Below are 19,452 nucleotides of genomic sequence, written 5' to 3' on the forward strand. Positions count from 1 at the left end.
ACACTCCTTATAATTGAATACCAGAGAAAGACATAAAGCCTAACGCCATTAAACCAACAGAGATAAAGGTAATACCTAAACCTTTTAATCCTGCAGGAATATCCGCGTATTTCATTTTCTCAGTTAAGCCGGCAAGCGCAACAATCGCTAACATCCAACCTAAACCTGAGCCGAAACCGTACACGATAGATTCAGGGAAATTGTAATCACGTTGAACCATGAAAGACACCCCACCAAAAATCGCACAGTTTACTGCGATTAACGGTAAGAAAATGCCTAATGCGTTATAAAGAGATGGCATAAATTTGTCTAATACCATTTCAAGAATTTGCACTAAGCCAGCAATAACCCCAATGAAGGTAATGAAGTTCAAGAATGATAAATCTACACCTTCAATTAAAGCATTTTCTTTTAATACATTTGCATAAATTAATTGGTTTACTGGCACGGCGATACCAAGAACGAAAGTTACCGCAATACCAAGACCGAACGCAGTTGATATCTTTTTAGATACCGCTAAGAAAGTACACATTCCTAAGAAGAAGGAAAGTGCCATATTTTCAATGAAGACTGCCTTAACGAATAGGCTAATATAATGTTCCATTGATTACTTCTCCTGTTGCTCTGGTTTCCAAGTTCTTAATCCCCAGATAACAAATCCGATGATAAAGAATGCACTTGGTGCAAGTAGGAATAAACCATTTGCTTGGTACCAACCACCATTCTGAATGGTTTCAAAAATAGTCATACCAAATAATTTACCTGAACCGATAAGTTCACGGAAAAATGCTACGATGATTAACATCGCACCATAACCTAAACCATTACCGATACCATCTACAAAGCTTTCAACGGGAGGCGACTTCATCGCAAATGCTTCAGCACGTCCCATTACGATACAGTTAGTGATAATCAAGCCAACGAATACCGAAAGTTGTTTAGATAAACCATAAGCGTAGGCTCTTAATATTTGGTCAACAACGATTACAAGTGATGCAATAATTGCAAGTTGCACAATAATACGAATACTGTTTGGAATGTAGTTGCGAATCAGAGAAACAAAGAAACTTGATAACCCTGTTACCAAACTTACTGCAATCGCCATTACAACAGCAGTTTCTAATTTTGTTGTTACCGCTAATGCAGAACAAATACCCAAAATTTGTAATGCAATCGGGTTGTTCTTAACAACCGGAGCTAACAACAGATCTTTATAATTTGCTTTTTCTGACATTAGTTTGCTCCTGCATGAAGTTTTTCAAGATATGGACCAAAACCGTTCGCACTAAACCAATAATCAAACGTACCCTGTACGCCATTACCAGTTAAAGTTGCGCCTGATAAACCATCAATACTATGCTCATCTTGTGGAGCTTGACCCTTCACGATGTGAATTGCAGGTTGATGTTGTTCATCAAACAATTTTTTACCTTTAAATAAACTTGCCCAGTTTGGATTTTCAATCTCACCACCCAATCCTGGCGTTTCACCATGTTGGTAGTAAGTGATTCCATTGATCGTATTACCATCTGGTTGAACAGATACTAGACCATACATCACTGACCACAAGCCAGTTCCATAAATTGGTAAAATAACTTGTTGAATTTTACCTTGTTCATCTTTTACAAGATAAACTTCAGTCATTTTACTACGAGAACGAATACGTGCTTTATCGGCATCAGCAGGAATTGCTTGTTGGCTATCATCTGCTTGTTGTGTGTATTCACCCGTTGCTAAATCAACGAAACGAGGCTCGATAAATTTTGCATAAGTTTCTTTTACATTCGTGTTTTCTTGTAAAAGACCAGCTACATTTAAGATATTTTTTTGTTTATCGAGTAACTTTTGTTCTTCTTGTGCAGGCTTTAACATTACTGCGGAACCAGCAACAATAATGGAACAAACTAAACTCAGTAGCAATACGACAAGAATTGTGCCGCCTACGCTGTCTTTATTAAACTTAGCCATTTGTTCTTGCTCTCCGACGTTTGATATTTGCTTGAACAACGATGTAGTCGAAAATCGGTGCAAATAAGTTTGCAAATAAAATCGCTAACATCATGCCTTCCGGATAAGCCGGGTTTACAGTACGAATTAATACAGCCATTACACCAATTAATGCACCGTACCACCACTTACCTGCATTGGTAAAGGATGCTGAAACAGGGTCTGTTGCCATAAATACCATACCTAATGCAAATCCACCTAAAACAAGGTGCCAATGCCAAGGCATTGAGAACATTGGGTTAGTATCGGAACCAACTAAATTGAATAGCGTTGAAGTTGCAATCATACCAATCATCACACCAGCAATAATGCGCCATGCGGCAATACGAGTGAACACAATCACTGCTCCGCCGATTAAAATTGCAAGAGTAGAAACTTCACCCATTGAACCAGGTAAATTACCAACAAAAGCATCCATCCAAGTAATTGGAGCACCAGTTACAGTATGTTGTAATGCACCCTGACCGCCTTGCGACCATTGTGAAAGTGCGGTTGCGCCAGAGAAACCATCAGCTGCAGTCCAAACAGTATCACCTGAAATTTGAGCTGGATATGCGAAGAACAAGAAAGCTCGGCCTGCAAGTGCAGGGTTCATGAAGTTACGACCAACGCCACCAAAAATTTCTTTTGCAACAACGATACCAAAAGTAATACCTAATGCGGCTTGCCATAATGGCAATGTTGGTGGAACGATCAACGCAAATAAAATGGTTGAAACGAACATCCCTTCATTTACTTCATGACCTCGCACCACTGAGAATAATAACTCCCAAATTGTACAAACGGTGAACACCACTAAGTAAATTGGTAAAAAGAAAATTGCACCCAGCGCCATTTTTGAGCCCCAAGTTGCATTGGCAGTTAAATCTAAACCTAATGAACTTGCAAGTGCATAGTGCCAATCGTTAGCAATTAATTGTTCTAAATTGCCTAATTGATTTAAGGCTGGAATCGCTTGGTTACCCACATTGTATATCCCGTAGAAAATCGCAGGGAACAACGCAAGGAAAACCGTAATCATCATACGTTTTGAGTCTAACGCATCACGAACGTGAGTGTTTTTGTGCGTTACTGTACCTGGTGTATAAAGCAAGGTATAAATCGATTCAAAGATCGGATAAAGCTTGCTGTATTTACCACCTGGTAAAAACGCGGGTTCCATTTTTTCAAAAAGATTTTTCAAACCCATTTTTAACCTTCCTTCTCAATCTTATCTAGTACTTGACGCAAGATTGAACCGTATTCATATTTGCCTGGGCAAACGAAAGAGCATAATGCTAAGTCTTCTTCGTCTAATTCAAGACAACCTAACGCTTGAGCGCCATCGGTATCGCCCACGATTAAATCACGTAATAATAATGTCGGTAAAATATCCAACGGCATAACACGCTCATAGCTACCAATTGGTACCATTGCACGCTCACCACCATTTTCAGCAGTAGTGAAGTTGAATAATTTCTTACCGAAGTGACCTAACACTGTACGAGTAATTGAATATTTATTTGATTGCGGTGTAATCCAGCCAAGGAATTCTTTCTCATTACCTTCAGCAATTACCGAGACTTGCAATGCATAACGACTTAAATAATCATGAGTACCTTTTGCTGTTTGACCACAAAGTACCGAACCAGAAATTACGCGATTTTCACCCGCACTTAATTCATTTTGGGTTAATTGAGAGAGATTAGCACCAATTACAGTACGAATTAAACGAGGTTCTTTCACTTGTGGACCCGCAAGAGAAATAACGCGTTCAACATAAAGTTCACCTGTTGTAAATAATTTACCCACTGCGATCACATCTTGATAATTGATGTGCCATACAGTTTTATTTACACCAACAGGATCAATAAAGTGGATATGAGTACCAACAAGACCTGCAGGGTGAACACCACCGAAATCATGAATCTGTAAATTTTCAAGATCAACGGTTGGGATATTGGTATCACCTGCTTTACACAAGTGTAACGGTTTTGAAGGGAATAAACGACTTAATACCGTTAAACCGTTCGTGAAATCTTGCCAAAATTCTTTTAGCACGATTGCAGGATCTGCGGCTAATGGATTGGTATCCATTGCATTCACGAAAATTGAGGACGGCTCACTATCAATCGCAGGCACTTTGCTAAATGGACGAGTACGTAATGCAGTCCATAAACCTGATTCAACAAGGTTTTGTTTTACTTGTTCAGAAGAAAGCGTATTCAATTGTTCTGCACTATATTTTGCGAAAGTGATTTGCTCATTTCCTTCCACATTAATTACGACAGATTGTAATACGCGCTTCTCACCACGATTGATTACAGTGATAGTACCACTTGCAGGGGCTGTAAAAATCACACCTGGATTTTTCTTGTCTTCAAAAAGCACTTGGCCTTTCTTTACAACATCGCCTTCGTGCACCTTCATCGAAGGACGCATCCCCACATACTCCTCACCTAGAATCGCAACTTGATTCACAACATTTCCGTTGTGGATTACTTGTGCTGGTTTTCCCGCAATTGGGAGATCCAAGCCTTTCTTAATTGTAATCATACTGTTTGCACTACTTTTCAAGGTTAAAAATACAATTGCAAATAAACAAGTTAAATGCAATCTCGTGTTTGAGCGTGGCAAAATGCCTATAAAAAGACATTAATGCCACAAAAATAAAAAACTCAAATTGGTTAACTTCACGATAAACATCCTTATCGAGAAATTGAATTTGGATAAAATTAAACGCCTCATTCTAGCGAAAATCTGCTTTTTTCGCTACTTAAACGCCTACTTTTTTGTAAAAACCTTTTGCGATATATCAAAAAAATGTTACATCTTCATAACATAAAAAATTAATGTCCAACGCCTGCGCATTTCGTTGAAGCAGGAATTTTCTCATTTAACTCGCCCCATTCCTCTACAGTAAATAAGTGCAACGCTAACGCATGAACACCGCTATTAAGCTCATCTGCAAGCAATTGATAAACACGTTGATGACGCTGTACTTTACGCATTCCTTCAAAAACATTACTCACAATCACACATTTAAAATGAGATTCCGCGCCACGACCAGAACTATGTAGGTGGCTTTCATTTTCTACACTAAAAAAGTGCGGTTGAAATTCTAGTTGAATTTTTTGTTCGATAGTTTGTTGAACAGACATCATAAATCTCCACAAAATCACAATGAAACGCTATACATTAGCAATGAAGTTTGCAAGAATAACACAGTTTTAACTGGCTCATTGGGGAAATTATGACATTATCAAACAAAATCAAAACATTATCAGCAGTAAGTATTACAGCCGCTACGCTGTTCCTTGCTGGCTGCCAAGCACAATCAAATACATTAATGTTCACACCACCAGCACCGAATGCAACAATGAGCATTAATCAAAATGCGATTGTGTATGTAACAACGAAAGATAGCCGCACAACGCAAGATATCGCGAGCTATACCAAGCATGGAGAACTCATTAAATTAAATTCATCACCAAGTGTTACACAATTATTCCAACAAGTGATGCAACAAAATCTTATTAGTAAAGGTTTCAGAATTGGGCAATCTAATGGATCAAATTCCTGGGTAACTGTGGATGTACGTGAATTTTCTACGCAAGTAGAACAAGGTAATCTTCGTTATAAACTTAATACCAAAATTCAAGCAACTGTTTATGTTCAAGGCGCGAAAGGTTCATATAACAAAGCATTTAATGCTACTCGTTCACAAGAAGGCGCATTAAACGCAGATAATGACGAAATTCAAAAAGTTCTGTCTCAAACATTTAACGATATTGTGAATAACATTTATCAAGATCAAGAAGTATCCGCGGCTATTAACCAATATGCTAATTAATCACATAGCTAATTAGATATACTCTTAAGTGAGGAAGGTTACTATAACCTTCCTCATTTTTTATGATGCCATTTTATTCTACATACTACTTTTCATATAAAATCATCTAAAGCTAATTAGATGTTCAAAAAGAATAAAAATATTCATAAAACCAATTACATCAATTTATAGCATTCTTTATAAAAATTAGGCAAAATACGGAAAATTTTTGAGTTCAAAAAAGGATCAAACTATGACTAAACATTATGATTACATCGCTATTGGCGGTGGCAGTGGCGGTATTGCTTCTCTAAATCGTGCTGCAAGCTATGGAAAAAAATGCGCAATCATTGAAGCCAAGCATCTTGGCGGCACTTGTGTAAATGTAGGTTGCGTACCTAAAAAAGTAATGTTTTATGGTGCACATATTGCAGAAGCAATTAACAATTATGCACCAGATTATGGTTTTGATGTTGAAGTGAAAAAATTTGATTTTTCAAAACTGATTGAAAGTCGCCAAGCCTATATTGGTCGTATTCATACATCTTATAACAATGTATTAGCGAAAAATAACATTGATGTAATTAACGGTTTCGGAAAATTTGTCGATGCGCATACTATTGAAGTAACACTTGCTGATGGTACAAAAGAGCAAGTAACCGCAGATCATATTTTAATCGCAACAGGTGGCCGCCCATATCGTCCAAACATTAAAGGACAAGAATACGGCATTGATTCAGATGGTTTCTTCGCATTAACAGAATTACCAAAACGCGCTGCTGTTATTGGTGCAGGCTATATTGCCGTTGAACTTTCTGGTGTATTAAACAGCCTAGGCGTGGAAACTCATTTATTAGTGCGTCGTCATGCACCAATGCGTAATCAAGATCCATTAATCGTAGAAACATTAGTGGAAGTGCTTGCGCAAGATGGAATTCAATTACATAGCAATTCCACACCATCTGAAATTGTAAAAAATGCAGATGGTTCACTTACAGTAAAATGTGATGGTCAATCTGATGTTACTGTGGACTGTGTTATTTGGGCGGCAGGTCGTGTTCCAGCGACAGATAAAATTGGCTTAGAAAATGCAGGTGTAGAAACAAATGAACACGGCTATGTCAAAGTAGATAAATATCAAAATACTAATGTGAAAGGCATTTATGCAGTAGGCGATATTATCGAAAATGGCATTGAATTAACACCAGTTGCAGTTGCAGCGGGTCGCCGCCTTTCTGAGCGTTTATTCAATAATAAACCGACTGAACATTTAGATTACAATTTAGTTCCAACCGTTGTATTCAGCCATCCACCAATCGGCACTGTAGGTTTAACTGAACCTCAAGCTATAGAACAATATGGAACTGAAAATGTTAAGGTATATAAATCCTCCTTCACAGCAATGTATACTGCGGTCACTCAACATCGTCAACCGTGCAAAATGAAATTAGTTTGTGTGGGCAAGGATGAAAAAGTTGTGGGTTTACACGGTATTGGTTTCGGTGTAGACGAAATGATTCAAGGATTTGCCGTCGCAATCAAAATGGGCGCAACAAAAGCTGATTTTGATAACACCGTGGCTATTCACCCAACAGGTTCAGAAGAATTTGTGACAATGCGTTAATCTTCAAAGCAAAGAAAAAAGAGCGGTAAAATTGATCTGACCCCAAAAAGTTAGACTGTTATTTAAAGGATTGTTTTCGATATTGTATCGGACTCAGTCCTTTTAATTTTAGTTGAATCCGTCGGTGGTTATAGTAATCCAAATAATCCCTGACGGCATCAACTATCTCCTCTCTACTGTTAAATTCCCGCCCATAAAAACATTCCGTTTTTAATCGCCCAAAGAAACTTTCCATCGCGGCATTGTCCAAGCCATTCCCTTTTCTCGACATACTTTGAATGATGCCATGTTCAGCTAAAATTCGACGATAAGCTACCATTTGATATTGCCAGCCTTGGTCTGAATGTAAAATAGTGCCACAAGCTTTATTTAATCCTTTGACAGCTTGCATTAACATGTCCTCTACTTGCGCCCAGTTTGGGGAATAGCTGAGATTATAGGAAACTATCTCATTGTTAAATAAGTCTAAAATAGGGGATAAATAGACTTTACTCCCATCTTTCGCCTTAAACTCGGTGATATCAGTTACCCACTTTTGTTTCGGGGCCGTTGCACTAAAATCGCGTTCAAGATGATTCGGTGCAATCACCCCTATCGTGCCTCGATAGGTCGTCAATTTCTTGCTTTTTCTTGACCGCACTTGAAGCCCAAGTGCCTGCATTAAACGTTGGACTTTTTTATGATTCACGCCTGGCAAGCAGGCATGAACACGTCGGTAGCCATAATCAGGATGATTGGCTTTGATGCGTTTAATGGCCTTTTTCAGCGGCTCATCCTTATCCAGTTTAATCTGAAGTTTAGCAAAAAATGTACTACGCGCTAACTGTGCAAAGCCTAAAAGCCATTTTAACGGATAGCGTGTTCTTAACCTTTGGATAATTTCTGTTGCTCGGCTTCGTCCTGAAGTCTGAGCCTTCTCAACTCCTTTAGGTAGGCTACCTCCGCTTCAAGCTGTAAAATTCTCAGGCGTAAACGGTCTTCTTCAGTTTTGGGTGGCGGTGGCATTTTTGCATATTTGGGTTTCATCGGCGGTCGTCCTGATGGTTTACGGGGAATCAGTCCTTTTATGCCACTTTTTTCAAACCGTTTCAACCATGTCCAGACTAGGGAGTTGGAAGGAATATTGTAAAAACGAGCCGTTTCTCTAATACTCATTTTCCCATTCAAAATAGGTTGAATAACCTGTAATTTAAATTCGATTGTGTAGTGTTTACCCATAAAAAATCTGCACCTCAATTGGTGGTTTGTTGAGTCCAACTTTTGGGGTGCAGATCAAATTACCGCTCTTCTTTGTTTCTAAGTTTGCTTAAGTATGTTTAGATGCGTTTAACCAATTTCGTCCAGTTATAATAACCGTACAACGAGTTAAGTAAGTAGGCTGAATACATTAAGTACATAGCTGGCGTTTCTGCCCATAAGAAAATAGAAAGGATATTTAAAGCAATCCATAACAGCCACTGTTCACGATAACGCAAAATCATTAAAATCTGTGCAGCAACCGTAATAATTGTAGTTAGACCATCTAAACCAGTTGAACTTCCGCCAGCCGCTTGTAATGCTTGAACAAAAAGCAAAGTACCAACCGTAGTCACAACAATTAGTGTCACCCATCCTTTAACAGTTAACGCTTTTGCAATCACACTTTCTCCACCATCACTATTTTGCATATTGGCTTTCCACATGAAGTAACCAATAAATTGAGATGGCAAATATACATAGAGTACGGTATTCATTTCGCCTAAAAAATTTGATCCCCAAGCGACATAAAAATAAGTATAAGCAAAAATTAATCCAAAGAAATAATTACTAATTTTACCTTTACTTACCAATACCACGCACAAAATACCGGAAATACCAGAAATCATTGCTAACCAAGAATCTGGCACTTGTACATAAGCCCAGATCTGCGCAATGATGAAAAGCGCAAGCCAAACTACCTCAAAAGGTTTCCAACCAGAAACAAATTCTTGTTTTAAACGTTCTGACAAAGTCATTATTTACTCCTGTTGACTTAAATTTGAATGCGAGCATTCTTGCATTGTGCGTTGATAATGTAAAGATTCAGAGGCATTTAATTCTCAACTTGTGAAATTCATCACGTTTCGATTAAATCCTAAATAATCCATTATTCAGAAAACTCTCTAAAAATTTACCGCACTCTAAATACAATAATCTGGATCAAGTGGTATTTTTGCTTGGAGCAAGAACTGTTTAGTCCGCTCGTGTTGTGGGCAAGAAAAGAATTTATCTGCTGTATTTTGTTCTACAATATGCCCATCCGCCATCAAAATTACACGATCTGCAACATCTTTCGCAAACTGCATTTCATGAGTAACAATAATCATTGTCCAACCTTCTTGAGCAAGCATTTTTAGTGTTTGTAACACCTCGCCAACCAATTCTGGATCTAACGCCGATGTAGGTTCATCTAATAAAATAATATCAGGTTTTACCGCAAGGGCTCGGGCAATCCCCACTCGCTGTTGCTGACCGCCAGAAAGTTGAGATGGAAATAAATCTGCTTTATTTTTTAGTCCCACCTTCTCTAACAAGCTAAGAGCCTTTTCTCTAGCCTGAGCCTTATCTTGTTTTTGCACGACAACCATTCCTTCCATGATATTTTCAAGGGCGGAACGATGAGGAAATAAATTATATTGTTGGAATACCATTGATGAACGTCGGCGTAACTTCAATTCATCTGCTTTACTAATTTTCTGGCTAAAATCAATTTTTAGACTACCATCAGTAAATTCCAAAATGCCTTGCTCTGGTCTCTCAAGCAAATTTAAGCAACGTAAAAAGGTAGTTTTTCCTGAACCAGACGGCCCTAAAATTGCTACCACTTCACCTTTATTAATTTCAAAATCAATGCCTTTTAATACATGATTGCCATTAAAGTTTTTCTGAATATTACTTACTTTTAGCATGGACAATCCTTACAAGTGACGAGAAAGGCGTTTTTCTAAACGCATTTGACCAATAGATAACACAAGGCAGAAAACCCAATAAATCAATGCAGCCTCACTATAAATCAAAATAAACTCATAATTCTCAGCTGTAATATTTTGTGCGACACGAAAGAGTTCTGCAATCCATACTAAAGAAGCCAAAGAGGTATCTTTCACTGTACTAATAAAAGTGTTAGAAAGCGATGGGACGGAAATGCGTAATGCCTGTGGCATAATCGTGCGAATAAATGCCTGTTGATAATTCATTCCTATGGCATAAGAAGCCTCCCACTGCCCTTTTGGGATCGCAGTAATGGATGCACGCACAGTTTCTGCGGCATAAGCACCGATATTGACTGAGAAGGCAATAATTGCAGTTGGGAAGGGCTCGAGTTTAATGCCGACTTCAGGCAATCCATAGAAAATAATAAAAATCTGCACAAGCATTGGCGTACCACGAATAATAGAAATATAAGCGCGACAAATACTTTGCAAAAGTTTAGTCATAAAATTTGGATGAGGAAGCGTACAAATTACGGCAACAATTACCGCAATAAATAAACCACAAAAAAAGGAAATAACGGCTAAGGGAATCGTATATAAAATTGCGCCTTCCAACATAGGCCAAAACGAGCTGATTACATAATCAGCTCGTTCTGCACTCATAAATGGAAGACTCGCTAACAAATTATTGAGTAATGTCATCACCAAACCATTTAATTGAAAGTTGTTTTAATGTACCGTCTTGGCGTAATTCTTCTAATGCTTTATTCACTTTTGCAATAAGTGCTTCCTCGCCTTTCAAAAATGCGAAACCTGTCGGAATTTTCTTATCGCTCTCAACGGCAATTTTTAAACCTGCATTTGGTTGTTTTTTGAAATAATCAAGCACCGCTAATTTATCATTCACTGTTGCATCAACGCGTTCTTGTTTGACTGCTTCAAGATTTTGCGCAAGGCTATCCACGGTCACAATAATCGCACCATTATCACGAGCGTCTTTGCTCCAGTTACTCGTTGCTGATTGAGCTGATTTTTTACCTTTTAAATCAGAGAAAGTCTTAATGCTGTTATTATTCTCTTTCGTCACAATAACGCCAGCAGAATAATTATAGGGCGCAGAATAATCATATTTTTTTAAGCGCTCTGGGCTTGGATTCGTTTGGTTTGCAATAACATCAAATCGTTTCGCATTCAAACCTGCATACATTCCATCCCAAGCGGTTTCTTTAAATTCAATTTTCAAACCTAGTTTTTCTGCCACTTTCTCAATGATTTCTACATCAAAACCGGTCAATTTTCCGTCTTTACCATGGAAAGTAAATGGAGCATAAGTACCCTCAGTTCCCACTAATAAAGTTTTAGTTTTTTCAACGCGATCAGCAATTTCACCAGCGTGAGAAAATGCAGAGAAAGCAATACCAGCACTTAAAAGTGCGGTTGTAAAAAATAATTTTTTCATTTTTTATTCCTTGTGTTGTGTTTGTCTAAGCATGATTATAAAAATCAAACTTATGAAAAAACAAGATTATTTATTTATATTTTATGAATTTTAGTTATAACAAAGCGAGATATGACCAATTACTATCAAAACAAGAAAATAATCTACCGCATTTTCTTGTAGAAAAACACATTTCTAAACAATGTAATCAATCTATTCTTATAACATTTCGGTAAAAAAATGCCTTTCTAAAGAAAGGCATTAGTAGAAATTTAAGATTATAAATAAACTTGTAATGTCTAATAGAAAAGTAGCGTACCTAATTACGCTTCATCACTTCCAGAAAAACGTTCAATTTTCGCACCTAGACCACGTAATTTATCTTCGATATGTTCGTAACCACGATCGATATGATAAATACGATCTACAATGGTTTCACCTGTTGCGATACAACCTGCAAGAACCAAACTGATTGATGCGCGTAAATCTGTCGCCATCACTTCTGCACCAGATAACCGTTCAACACCATGACATACCGCAGTATTCCCTTCAATTTCAGCTTTCCCACCCATGCGAATTAATTCAGGAATATGCATAAAACGATTTTCAAAAATCGTTTCGGTAATAATACTCGTGCCCTCTGCCACCATATTTAATAAGGTGAATTGAGCCTGCATATCAGTAGGGAAACCTGGGTGTGGCGCAGTACGAATATTCACCGCTTTAGGGCGATTTCCAAGCATATCTAAAGTGATACTATTATCAGTAACATCAACTTGAGCGCCAGCTTCACGAAGTTTATCGATCACTGCATCTAAAGTATCAGCTTTAGTATTTTGACAAACAACACGACCGCCCGAAATTGCTGCGGCAATTAAGAACGTACCTGTTTCAATACGATCTGGCACGACACTATGCTCACAACCAGTTAAATATTCAACACCTTCAATCGTAATGTGATCAGAACCTGCACCAGATATTTTCGCACCCATTTTATTCAGGAAGTCAGCGGTATCTACAATTTCAGGCTCACGAGCCGCGTTTTCAATCACGGTGGTGCCTTTCGCAAGTGTCGCTGCCATCATAATAGATAAAGTTGCACCTACGCTTACTTTTTCCATTACAATGCGAGTTCCCACTAGACGATCTAATACTTGTGCTTTTACATATCCTTCTTCAAGAACGATGTCTGCGCCTAATTTTTCTAAACCGCTAATATGGAGATCAACTGGACGAGCACCGATAGAGCAACCACCAGGTAACGATACTTGGCCTTGATGAAAACGAGCAACCAAAGGCGCCAATGCCCAAATTGAAGCACGCATGGTTTTAACCAATTCATAAGGGGCAGTGAAATGATCGATATTCGATGCATCTAATAAAACTGCGCCAGTTTCATCACGATCTACCACCACGCCTAATTTACGTAAAATTTTCAAAGTGGTTTCAATATCTTTAAGCGCAGGCACGTTCGTGAGTTTAACGGATTCTGTTGCTAAAATAGCTGCAAAAAGAATTGGAAGTGCGGCATTTTTTGCACCTGAAATATTCACGGTTCCACTTAAACGAGATTGCCCATAAACACGAAATTTTTCCATTTTTGAATCCTTAATTAAGTTGGTTTAATGCACGATCACGTTTCCACTTTTCAGTGGTGTAAGTTTTAATTGTTAACGCGTGAATTTCGCCAGTAGTAAAATAAGCCATTAACGGAGCATAAATTGTTTGTTGTTGTTTTACGCGAGAAAGTGCGGCAATTTCATCACTCACTACAATCACGCCAAAATGCGCATTTTCACCTTGAGCATAAACCTCTTCTACGTTTAGCGCATCTTTTAAAATTCGTTCAATTTCTTGAAGTTCCATCAGATTTCCGTTTAATTAAGATCTGTAAAATTTGCGATCCAATCAGACAAACCAACAAGATCTGCAAGGGTTAATAATTGTTTTGGCGGATAAACTAATCGCACTGTTTTGTTAAGCTTTTGGCACTCTCGTAAAAAATCACAAAGAGCTGCAAAACCGGCTGAATCAATATGTTGAATACCAGACAAATCCCATTCAACAATCGTTTTATCAAGCGCATTAGCTGATAAAAAAACGTCACGTTGCTGCCAAATAGGCAACAACGTGTTGCGAGATAGCTCCCCTGACAAAAGGAGCGCTATCTTATCATCATTTTTCTTTAAATCCCAATTTAACATGGCAACAAGATTATTTGCTTAATGTTACAGGTTGGGCTGCTGATTTTTGTACTTGTGCTGTTAATGCATCAATGCCATGTTGACGTAAGATACCACTCCATTCTTGTTGTTTTGTTACAACCATGCTCACGCCCTCAGCAACCATGTCATAAGCTTGCCATTCACCAGTTTTACTATTTTTACGCCATTTAAAATCTAATTTAATTGGTGCAGCTCCGTTAACTTGAATGATATTCACACGAATATTTACTAAGTTTTTATCGCCTAATGCTTTTTCTGGCTCGATTTGAATTTGTTGATTTGAATATGCCGTTAATACTTGTGCGTAAGCTTGTTCAATAAAATCACCAAAAGCTTTAAAGAATTTTTCACGTTGTTCAGGTGTAGTAGATTTGAAATGAGAACCTAGCACCAAAGAACCTGCATAATTGACTTGAACATAAGGCAGCAAATCATTACGAACGATAGTACGTAAATAATTTGGATTCTTTTTAATCTGGCTTTGATTTGCCTGAATATCAGAAAACAATTTATCTGACGCTTGTTGCATCAATACATAAGGGCTTGTTTCAGCCATAGCTGTACCAGCAGTAAAAAGTGCGGTAAATACTAAGGTTAAAATTGCAAACCATTTTTTCACTTGGAAAAATTTCATCATAAATCTCCTAAATAAATGTTAGTTGTTATTGTACTGTAGGCTCAGTCTTTTCACTGTTACTATCAGATTTTTTATCGCCGTAAAGGAATTGGCCGATTAAATCCTCCAACACCATAGCAGATTTTGTATCTTGAATTTGGCTACCCTCTTTAAGCATAGATGATTCACCATCATCAAATCCCATTGTCAATGCAATATATTGCTCACCTAATAAGCCCGATGTCTTAATTGATAAAGAACTGTTTTCTGGGATTTCATTATATTCCTGATTAATTGCAATACTGACTTTTGGTAAATAACTTTTTTCATCAAGCGTAATACCGCTCACACGCCCAATAACCACTCCGCCAACTTTTAATGGTGCACGCACTTTTAGTCCACCAATATTATCAAAAGTTGCCGTCACAGTATAAGATTTCGTCTCACCAAAACCTTGTACGTTGGCTACGCGTAAACCTAAAAAAACTAAGGCACCAATACCAAGTAATAAAAATAACCCGACCCAAAATTCATATTTAATTGTTTGTCTCATAAAAAAAATCCTTAACCTGCTCCAAACATAATAGCTGTCAAAATAAAATCTAATCCTAGAACAACGAGTGATGCATGCACAACTGTTCGTGTTGTAGCTTGGCTGATACCTTCTGATGTTGGCATACAATCATAACCATTGAACAGCGCAATCCAAGTTACGGCTACAGCAAAGAAAACCGCTTTAATAAAGCCATTTAAAATATCATAGCTCCAACTCACAGAATTTTGCATAACAGACCAAAAGCTACCCGAATCAACACCTTTCCAATCCACACCAACTAAAGAACCGCCCCAAATACCAATTGCAATAAACAAGATTGATAAAACTGGCATAGAAATGACACCTGCCCAAAAACGTGGTGCAATCACGCGACGTAAAGGATCAACCGCCATCATTTCAAGACTAGAAAGTTGTTCAGTGGCTTTCATTAAGCCTATTTCAGCCGTCAATGCAGAACCTGCTCGACCAGCAAACAAAAGTGCGGTAACAACAGGCCCTAATTCTCGTAAAAGAGAAAGTGCTACAAGCTGCCCCAAACTTGTTTCAGCAGAAAAATCGACTAATACGACATAACCTTGTAGTCCTAATACCATTCCAATAAATAAACCGGACAACAAAATAATGAGTAACGATTGGACACCTAAAACATGCATTTGCTTCACAAGCAAAGGAAAATGCTTGCGAATTTGTGGCTTACCGATCAATGCGCCAAATAACATAAAGCCTGCTCGCCCTAATGCACGGAAAAAATCAATCACCTGTTTTCCCAAAGCAGAAATAAAATTGACGATCATTCAAATAATTCCTTCACATAATCTTGCGCTGGGTACTTAAAGCGCACAGGACCATCAGATTCACCTTTTAAGAATTGCACTACTCGCGGATCTTGGCTTTGTAAAAGCTGCTCAGATGTTCCTTCTGCGATGACTTTTTGGTCTGCAATAATATAGGCATAATCTGCAATACTCAATACTTCCTCCACATCGTGCGACACCACGATAGAAGTCAAATTTAACGCTTCATTTAATCGTTTAATCAGGCTTAAAATTACGCCCATACTGATTGGATCTTGCCCAGTAAATGGCTCATCAAACATAATTAAATCAGGGTCAAGCGCAATAGCGCGTGCTAATGCAGCTCGACGAGCCATACCACCGGAAAGTTCTGAAGGCATCAACCCAGCTGCACCTCGCAACCCAACCGCCTCCAATTTCATCAATACGATTTGGCGAATTAAACTTTCGGGCAAATGCGTATGTTCCCGAATTGGAAAGGCGACATTATCAAAAGTAGAAATATCCGTAAAAAGCGCACCTGATTGGAATAACATCCCCATCCGCTTACGTACTTCGTACAGTTCACGATTAGATAGATGACAAATATCTTGCCCATCAAACAAAATTTCACCTTGTTCTGGCATTAGTTGCCCACCGATCAATTTTAGTAAGGTGGTTTTACCAATCCCCGACGGCCCCATGATCGCAGTGATTTTTCCCTTTTTTACTTGCAAATTCAGGTTATCGTAAATCACGCGATCACCGCGTTTAAAGGTGAGATTCTTAACTTCAATTAGATTTTGATTCATTAAAATCTCGTTTATAAATAAAAAGTGCGGTCGTTTTGACTAGCGTTTTTGTGAAAGGTTCATCTTACGACGAACAAACGCCATCATGCCGTGTAATACTAAAAACAACAATGATAAAGCATATAAAGGCATATTTCCTAGCACAGAATAAGGGGTTTTGCCTTTCGAAGGTGCAATTTTATACGTCAACGTTGTTTCAATAAACTGCGGTGCCTGCGCTAACACCTTACCTTGTGCATCAACAAAGACTGAAATCCCCGTATTCGTTGCACGAATAAGCGGTTTCCCCAATTCTAAAGCGCGCATTCTTGCCATCTGTAAATGTTGCCAAGGTCCAATCGAATCACCAAACCAAGCATCATTAGAAATTGTGAGCAAATAATCTGTATCTTGTTTCAAATTTTGCCGCACTTGTTCACCAAAAATAATCTCATAGCAAATTGCTGGCGAAAAAGCGCGTTTTTTTGCCATTAAAGATGGCTGAATCGCATCCCCGCTTTGAAATGCAGACATCGGCAAATTAAACACTGAATTAAGTGGTCGCAGAATACTTTCTAGTGGAACATATTCACCGAACGGCACGAGATGATGCTTACTATAACGATTTGACGTATCTGGCTGATAAGGAAAGTCTGGGTTTCCAGCAGTCATAATAGAATTAAGCAATTTACCAGATCTCGTATCTTGAAATACCGTTCCAACCATTATCTCCGTTTTTGTTTCTTTAGCAGCTCGATCTAATCCTTCAAAAAATGGAGTAATCGCATTTTCAAGAGTTGGCAATGCGGATTCAGGCAAAATAATTAAATCTGTTTTACCAAGATTTTCTGCGATTAATTTTTGATAAATCTCCAAAGTAGAATAGAAATAAGCTGGATCCCATTTGAGATTTTGTTCAATATTTCCTTGTGCAAGCGTGACTGAAATTGCCTTATCTTCAACAGGTTTTACAAAGTGAATTCGGGATGAATAAGCACTTAATGCCCCCACGATGATCAATAACAAAACATTCGTAAAGACTAATTTAAGATTTTTCGTTTTAAATAAAGATAAAACAAAATTAAACATCACCGCACTTGCCCAAACGGTAAAGAACGTCAATCCTGTTACCCCAAAAATCGGGGCGATGCCATAAAATGGGCTGTCAATTTGTGTATAACCAAACTGAAGCCAAGGAAAACCGGTAAAAATCCAACCTCGTAAAAATTCTGTAAATGTCCAAATCACGGCAAAAATTACCGCACTTTGAACTTGGAAACGCTGAACCAAATAGGTAAAGAGCATCGGGTATAGTGCAAGATAAGCCGCAAGTAAACCGACAAGGAAATAACTCACACCTAAAGATGCGCCACCAAATTGGTGAATACTGACATTAAGCCAACTCACTCCAAAGCAGAAAAATCCCATCGACCACAAAAACGTCGCTAAAAGTGCGGTGGATTTTTTAGAATTTTTAGCGACATACAGTAAACCGAGTAAAGAAACATAGGCTAAAGGCCAATAATCAAATGGCGAAAAGGCAAAAACACCGACTAAACCAGATATAATCGCAATAAGATAAGTAAAATATTTATTCATAAATTCAATTATATTTTGCACGCCTTCAGGAGCGTCTTTTGTGTTGAAATTTGAAATTCTATTCCAAGTAAATAAAAAGCACGCGTTAGAAAACGCGCGCCATCATTGAGGATGATAAAATGCTATTCAGCTTTTTCTTCCACATCATCCATTTCTGCCAAATGTTCATCTGGCACAGTCACTCGAAGTTGAATCAATCGGCGACTATCTGCCGAGGTGACTTTAAATTGAAGATTTTTCAACGTAATTTCTTCACCACGTTTTGGTAGATAACCAAAAGTTTGCATAATCAGCCCACCAATGGTATCCACTTCTTCATCATCAAAATCCGTATTAAATTGTGCATTGAAATCATCAATATCTGTGAGCGCACGTACAGCATAAGTATGACGAGAAAGCTGACGAATATCCGCGACTTCTTCTTCATCAAATTCATCTTCAATATCGCCAACAATTTGTTCCAAAATATCTTCAATAGTAACAAGTCCCGACACCGCACCAAATTCATCTACCACAATAGCCATATGGAAACGCTCTGAGCGGAAATCTTTCAACATACGATCCACTCTTTTGCTTTCTGGCACAATCACGACGGGGCGCAATAATGAAGATAAATCAAACTCTTCGGCATCTTCACGTAAAAATTTCAATAAATCTTTCGCATGCAAAATACCCACGATATTATCGCGATCATCCGCATCGGCAATCACAGGAAAACGAGAATGAGCGGATTCAATAATTGTGTTTAAACAAGTATTTAAATCTTGTTGATCTTCAATAAAAATAATTTGTGAACGAGGAATCATAATATCGCGAACGCGAAGTTCCGCAATTTCCATTACGCCTTCAATCATTTCACGCGTATTTTGATCAATTAAATCGTTTTGTTCTGAATCGCGAATCACTTCAACAAGCTCTTCACGATTTTTTAGTTCACCTTGAAAAAAGCGACCAAATAAAGATTGGAAAAAAGGTTTTTTCGTATTTTCTGGTTGGTTTGAATTTTGCTGTTCGTCGTTCATATTGGTTTGTAGTTGATGTCTTATTGACGGCGAAAAAGT

At 38.1% G+C, this 19,452-nt stretch carries 23 protein-coding genes; 2 read left to right on the plus strand and 21 right to left on the minus strand.

Annotated features, from left to right (window positions below):
- Nucleotides 1-7 precede the first annotated feature (7 nt).
- The 6 genes from nqrE to DV434_RS00565 all read right to left on the minus strand — a co-directional run bounded on the left by nqrE (nucleotide 8) and on the right by DV434_RS00565 (nucleotide 5,147).
- The gene (gene nqrE / locus DV434_RS00540; RefSeq protein ID WP_005629181.1) at nucleotides 8-604 is read right to left on the minus strand and encodes an NADH:ubiquinone reductase (Na(+)-transporting) subunit E; all 597 of its coding nucleotides are present in this window, start codon (nucleotides 602-604) and stop codon (nucleotides 8-10) included.
- 3 nt (nucleotides 605-607) lie between these two features.
- A complete protein-coding gene (locus DV434_RS00545) occupies nucleotides 608-1,234 on the minus strand; it encodes an NADH:ubiquinone reductase (Na(+)-transporting) subunit D (RefSeq protein WP_118784936.1) in 627 nt (208 codons plus the stop codon).
- The gene (locus DV434_RS00550) at nucleotides 1,234-1,968 is read right to left on the minus strand and encodes a Na(+)-translocating NADH-quinone reductase subunit C (RefSeq protein ID WP_118811381.1); all 735 of its coding nucleotides are present in this window, start codon (nucleotides 1,966-1,968) and stop codon (nucleotides 1,234-1,236) included. Before DV434_RS00550 ends, DV434_RS00545 begins: the two co-directional genes overlap by 1 nt.
- A complete protein-coding gene (locus tag DV434_RS00555; protein ID WP_118784935.1) occupies nucleotides 1,961-3,196 on the minus strand; it encodes an NADH:ubiquinone reductase (Na(+)-transporting) subunit B in 1,236 nt (411 codons plus the stop codon). Before DV434_RS00555 ends, DV434_RS00550 begins: the two co-directional genes overlap by 8 nt.
- Nucleotides 3,197-3,198: 2 nt before the next feature.
- On the minus strand, nucleotides 3,199-4,542 hold the full coding sequence (locus tag DV434_RS00560; protein WP_118785003.1) for a Na(+)-translocating NADH-quinone reductase subunit A: 1,344 nt from the start codon (nucleotides 4,540-4,542) through the stop codon (nucleotides 3,199-3,201).
- Between the two features lie 293 nt (nucleotides 4,543-4,835).
- Nucleotides 4,836-5,147: a BolA family protein gene (locus DV434_RS00565; protein WP_005629170.1), complete on the minus strand. Its 312-nt coding sequence runs from the start codon at nucleotides 5,145-5,147 to the stop codon at nucleotides 4,836-4,838.
- Nucleotides 5,148-5,239: 92 nt separating this feature from the next.
- On the opposite strand from DV434_RS00565, the gene DV434_RS00570 reads away from it, so the two are divergent.
- On the plus strand, nucleotides 5,240-5,839 hold the full coding sequence (locus tag DV434_RS00570; RefSeq protein ID WP_118784934.1) for a YajG family lipoprotein: 600 nt from the start codon (nucleotides 5,240-5,242) through the stop codon (nucleotides 5,837-5,839).
- Nucleotides 5,840-6,071: 232 nt separating this feature from the next.
- A complete protein-coding gene (gorA, locus tag DV434_RS00575; RefSeq protein ID WP_118784933.1) occupies nucleotides 6,072-7,442 on the plus strand; it encodes a glutathione-disulfide reductase in 1,371 nt (456 codons plus the stop codon).
- Between the two features lie 58 nt (nucleotides 7,443-7,500).
- Here gorA and DV434_RS00580 read toward each other — a convergent pair whose 3' ends face one another.
- The 15 genes from DV434_RS00580 to corC all read right to left on the minus strand — a co-directional run bounded on the left by DV434_RS00580 (nucleotide 7,501) and on the right by corC (nucleotide 19,413).
- Nucleotides 7,501-8,322, minus strand: a complete 822-nt coding sequence (locus DV434_RS00580; RefSeq protein ID WP_118784932.1) for an IS3 family transposase — start codon at nucleotides 8,320-8,322, stop codon at nucleotides 7,501-7,503.
- Entirely contained in the window at nucleotides 8,307-8,660 is a 354-nt protein-coding gene (locus DV434_RS00585) for a helix-turn-helix domain-containing protein (RefSeq protein ID WP_118784931.1), read from the minus strand. The genes DV434_RS00580 and DV434_RS00585 overlap by 16 nt, the downstream gene beginning before the upstream one ends.
- 98 nt (nucleotides 8,661-8,758) lie before the next feature.
- Nucleotides 8,759-9,436, minus strand: coding sequence for a nicotinamide riboside transporter PnuC (gene pnuC / locus DV434_RS00590; protein WP_118775387.1), 678 nt, complete (start codon nucleotides 9,434-9,436; stop codon nucleotides 8,759-8,761).
- Between the two features lie 165 nt (nucleotides 9,437-9,601).
- Entirely contained in the window at nucleotides 9,602-10,369 is a 768-nt protein-coding gene (locus DV434_RS00595; protein WP_118784930.1) for an amino acid ABC transporter ATP-binding protein, read from the minus strand.
- Between the two features lie 9 nt (nucleotides 10,370-10,378).
- Nucleotides 10,379-11,095, minus strand: a complete 717-nt coding sequence (locus DV434_RS00600) for an amino acid ABC transporter permease (RefSeq protein ID WP_046953354.1) — start codon at nucleotides 11,093-11,095, stop codon at nucleotides 10,379-10,381.
- Nucleotides 11,079-11,852, minus strand: a complete 774-nt coding sequence (locus DV434_RS00605; RefSeq protein WP_114908662.1) for an amino acid ABC transporter substrate-binding protein — start codon at nucleotides 11,850-11,852, stop codon at nucleotides 11,079-11,081. The genes DV434_RS00600 and DV434_RS00605 overlap by 17 nt, the downstream gene beginning before the upstream one ends.
- 302 nt (nucleotides 11,853-12,154) lie before the next feature.
- A complete protein-coding gene (gene murA, locus DV434_RS00610; RefSeq protein ID WP_118784929.1) occupies nucleotides 12,155-13,429 on the minus strand; it encodes a UDP-N-acetylglucosamine 1-carboxyvinyltransferase in 1,275 nt (424 codons plus the stop codon).
- A gap of 10 nt (nucleotides 13,430-13,439) precedes the next feature.
- Entirely contained in the window at nucleotides 13,440-13,697 is a 258-nt protein-coding gene (locus DV434_RS00615; RefSeq protein ID WP_005631356.1) for a BolA family protein, read from the minus strand.
- 11 nt (nucleotides 13,698-13,708) lie between these two features.
- Nucleotides 13,709-14,035, minus strand: a complete 327-nt coding sequence (locus tag DV434_RS00620) for an STAS domain-containing protein (RefSeq protein WP_118775383.1) — start codon at nucleotides 14,033-14,035, stop codon at nucleotides 13,709-13,711.
- 10 nt (nucleotides 14,036-14,045) lie between these two features.
- The gene (gene mlaC, locus DV434_RS00625) at nucleotides 14,046-14,690 is read right to left on the minus strand and encodes a phospholipid-binding protein MlaC (RefSeq protein WP_192805953.1); all 645 of its coding nucleotides are present in this window, start codon (nucleotides 14,688-14,690) and stop codon (nucleotides 14,046-14,048) included.
- 28 nt (nucleotides 14,691-14,718) lie between these two features.
- Nucleotides 14,719-15,225, minus strand: coding sequence for an outer membrane lipid asymmetry maintenance protein MlaD (gene mlaD / locus DV434_RS00630; RefSeq protein ID WP_118775382.1), 507 nt, complete (start codon nucleotides 15,223-15,225; stop codon nucleotides 14,719-14,721).
- Nucleotides 15,226-15,236: 11 nt separating this feature from the next.
- Nucleotides 15,237-16,022, minus strand: coding sequence for a lipid asymmetry maintenance ABC transporter permease subunit MlaE (mlaE, locus tag DV434_RS00635; RefSeq protein ID WP_005669891.1), 786 nt, complete (start codon nucleotides 16,020-16,022; stop codon nucleotides 15,237-15,239).
- A complete protein-coding gene (gene mlaF, locus DV434_RS00640) occupies nucleotides 16,019-16,813 on the minus strand; it encodes a phospholipid ABC transporter ATP-binding protein MlaF (protein WP_118784928.1) in 795 nt (264 codons plus the stop codon). The genes mlaE and mlaF overlap by 4 nt, the downstream gene beginning before the upstream one ends.
- A 39-nt stretch (nucleotides 16,814-16,852) precedes the next feature.
- Nucleotides 16,853-18,391 (minus strand): apolipoprotein N-acyltransferase, encoded by a 1,539-nt coding sequence (gene lnt / locus DV434_RS00645; protein ID WP_118784927.1) that lies wholly within the window; start codon nucleotides 18,389-18,391, stop codon nucleotides 16,853-16,855.
- 122 nt (nucleotides 18,392-18,513) lie between these two features.
- Nucleotides 18,514-19,413 (minus strand): CNNM family magnesium/cobalt transport protein CorC, encoded by a 900-nt coding sequence (gene corC / locus DV434_RS00650; RefSeq protein WP_118784926.1) that lies wholly within the window; start codon nucleotides 19,411-19,413, stop codon nucleotides 18,514-18,516.
- Nucleotides 19,414-19,452: the final 39 nt, after the last annotated feature.

Origin of the sequence: Haemophilus haemolyticus (assembly GCF_003493685.1) — a bacterium.
Taxonomy (GTDB): Bacteria; Pseudomonadota; Gammaproteobacteria; order Enterobacterales; family Pasteurellaceae; genus Haemophilus; species Haemophilus haemolyticus_O.

Bases quoted from the DNA above. Each gene is read 5' to 3' on its own strand.
- nqrE (WP_005629181.1), bottom strand. From the start codon at position 604: ATGGAACATTATATTAGCCTATTCGTTAAGGCAGTCTTCATTGAAAAT.
- DV434_RS00545 (WP_118784936.1), bottom strand. From the start codon at position 1,234: ATGTCAGAAAAAGCAAATTATAAAGATCTGTTGTTAGCTCCGGTTGTT.
- DV434_RS00550 (WP_118811381.1), bottom strand. From the start codon at position 1,968: ATGGCTAAGTTTAATAAAGACAGCGTAGGCGGCACAATTCTTGTCGTA.
- DV434_RS00555 (WP_118784935.1), bottom strand. From the start codon at position 3,196: ATGGGTTTGAAAAATCTTTTTGAAAAAATGGAACCCGCGTTTTTACCA.
- DV434_RS00560 (WP_118785003.1), bottom strand. From the start codon at position 4,542: ATGATTACAATTAAGAAAGGCTTGGATCTCCCAATTGCGGGAAAACCA.
- DV434_RS00565 (WP_005629170.1), bottom strand. From the start codon at position 5,147: ATGTCTGTTCAACAAACTATCGAACAAAAAATTCAACTAGAATTTCAA.
- DV434_RS00570 (WP_118784934.1), top strand. From the start codon at position 5,240: ATGACATTATCAAACAAAATCAAAACATTATCAGCAGTAAGTATTACA.
- gorA (WP_118784933.1), top strand. From the start codon at position 6,072: ATGACTAAACATTATGATTACATCGCTATTGGCGGTGGCAGTGGCGGT.
- DV434_RS00585 (WP_118784931.1), bottom strand. From the start codon at position 8,660: ATGGGTAAACACTACACAATCGAATTTAAATTACAGGTTATTCAACCT.
- pnuC (WP_118775387.1), bottom strand. From the start codon at position 9,436: ATGACTTTGTCAGAACGTTTAAAACAAGAATTTGTTTCTGGTTGGAAA.
- DV434_RS00595 (WP_118784930.1), bottom strand. From the start codon at position 10,369: ATGCTAAAAGTAAGTAATATTCAGAAAAACTTTAATGGCAATCATGTA.
- DV434_RS00600 (WP_046953354.1), bottom strand. From the start codon at position 11,095: ATGACATTACTCAATAATTTGTTAGCGAGTCTTCCATTTATGAGTGCA.
- DV434_RS00605 (WP_114908662.1), bottom strand. From the start codon at position 11,852: ATGAAAAAATTATTTTTTACAACCGCACTTTTAAGTGCTGGTATTGCT.
- murA (WP_118784929.1), bottom strand. From the start codon at position 13,429: ATGGAAAAATTTCGTGTTTATGGGCAATCTCGTTTAAGTGGAACCGTG.
- DV434_RS00615 (WP_005631356.1), bottom strand. From the start codon at position 13,697: ATGGAACTTCAAGAAATTGAACGAATTTTAAAAGATGCGCTAAACGTA.
- DV434_RS00620 (WP_118775383.1), bottom strand. From the start codon at position 14,035: ATGTTAAATTGGGATTTAAAGAAAAATGATGATAAGATAGCGCTCCTT.
- mlaC (WP_192805953.1), bottom strand. From the start codon at position 14,690: ATGAAATTTTTCCAAGTGAAAAAATGGTTTGCAATTTTAACCTTAGTA.
- mlaD (WP_118775382.1), bottom strand. From the start codon at position 15,225: ATGAGACAAACAATTAAATATGAATTTTGGGTCGGGTTATTTTTATTA.
- mlaE (WP_005669891.1), bottom strand. From the start codon at position 16,022: ATGATCGTCAATTTTATTTCTGCTTTGGGAAAACAGGTGATTGATTTT.
- mlaF (WP_118784928.1), bottom strand. From the start codon at position 16,813: ATGAATCAAAATCTAATTGAAGTTAAGAATCTCACCTTTAAACGCGGT.
- lnt (WP_118784927.1), bottom strand. From the start codon at position 18,391: ATGAATAAATATTTTACTTATCTTATTGCGATTATATCTGGTTTAGTC.
- corC (WP_118784926.1), bottom strand. From the start codon at position 19,413: ATGAACGACGAACAGCAAAATTCAAACCAACCAGAAAATACGAAAAAA.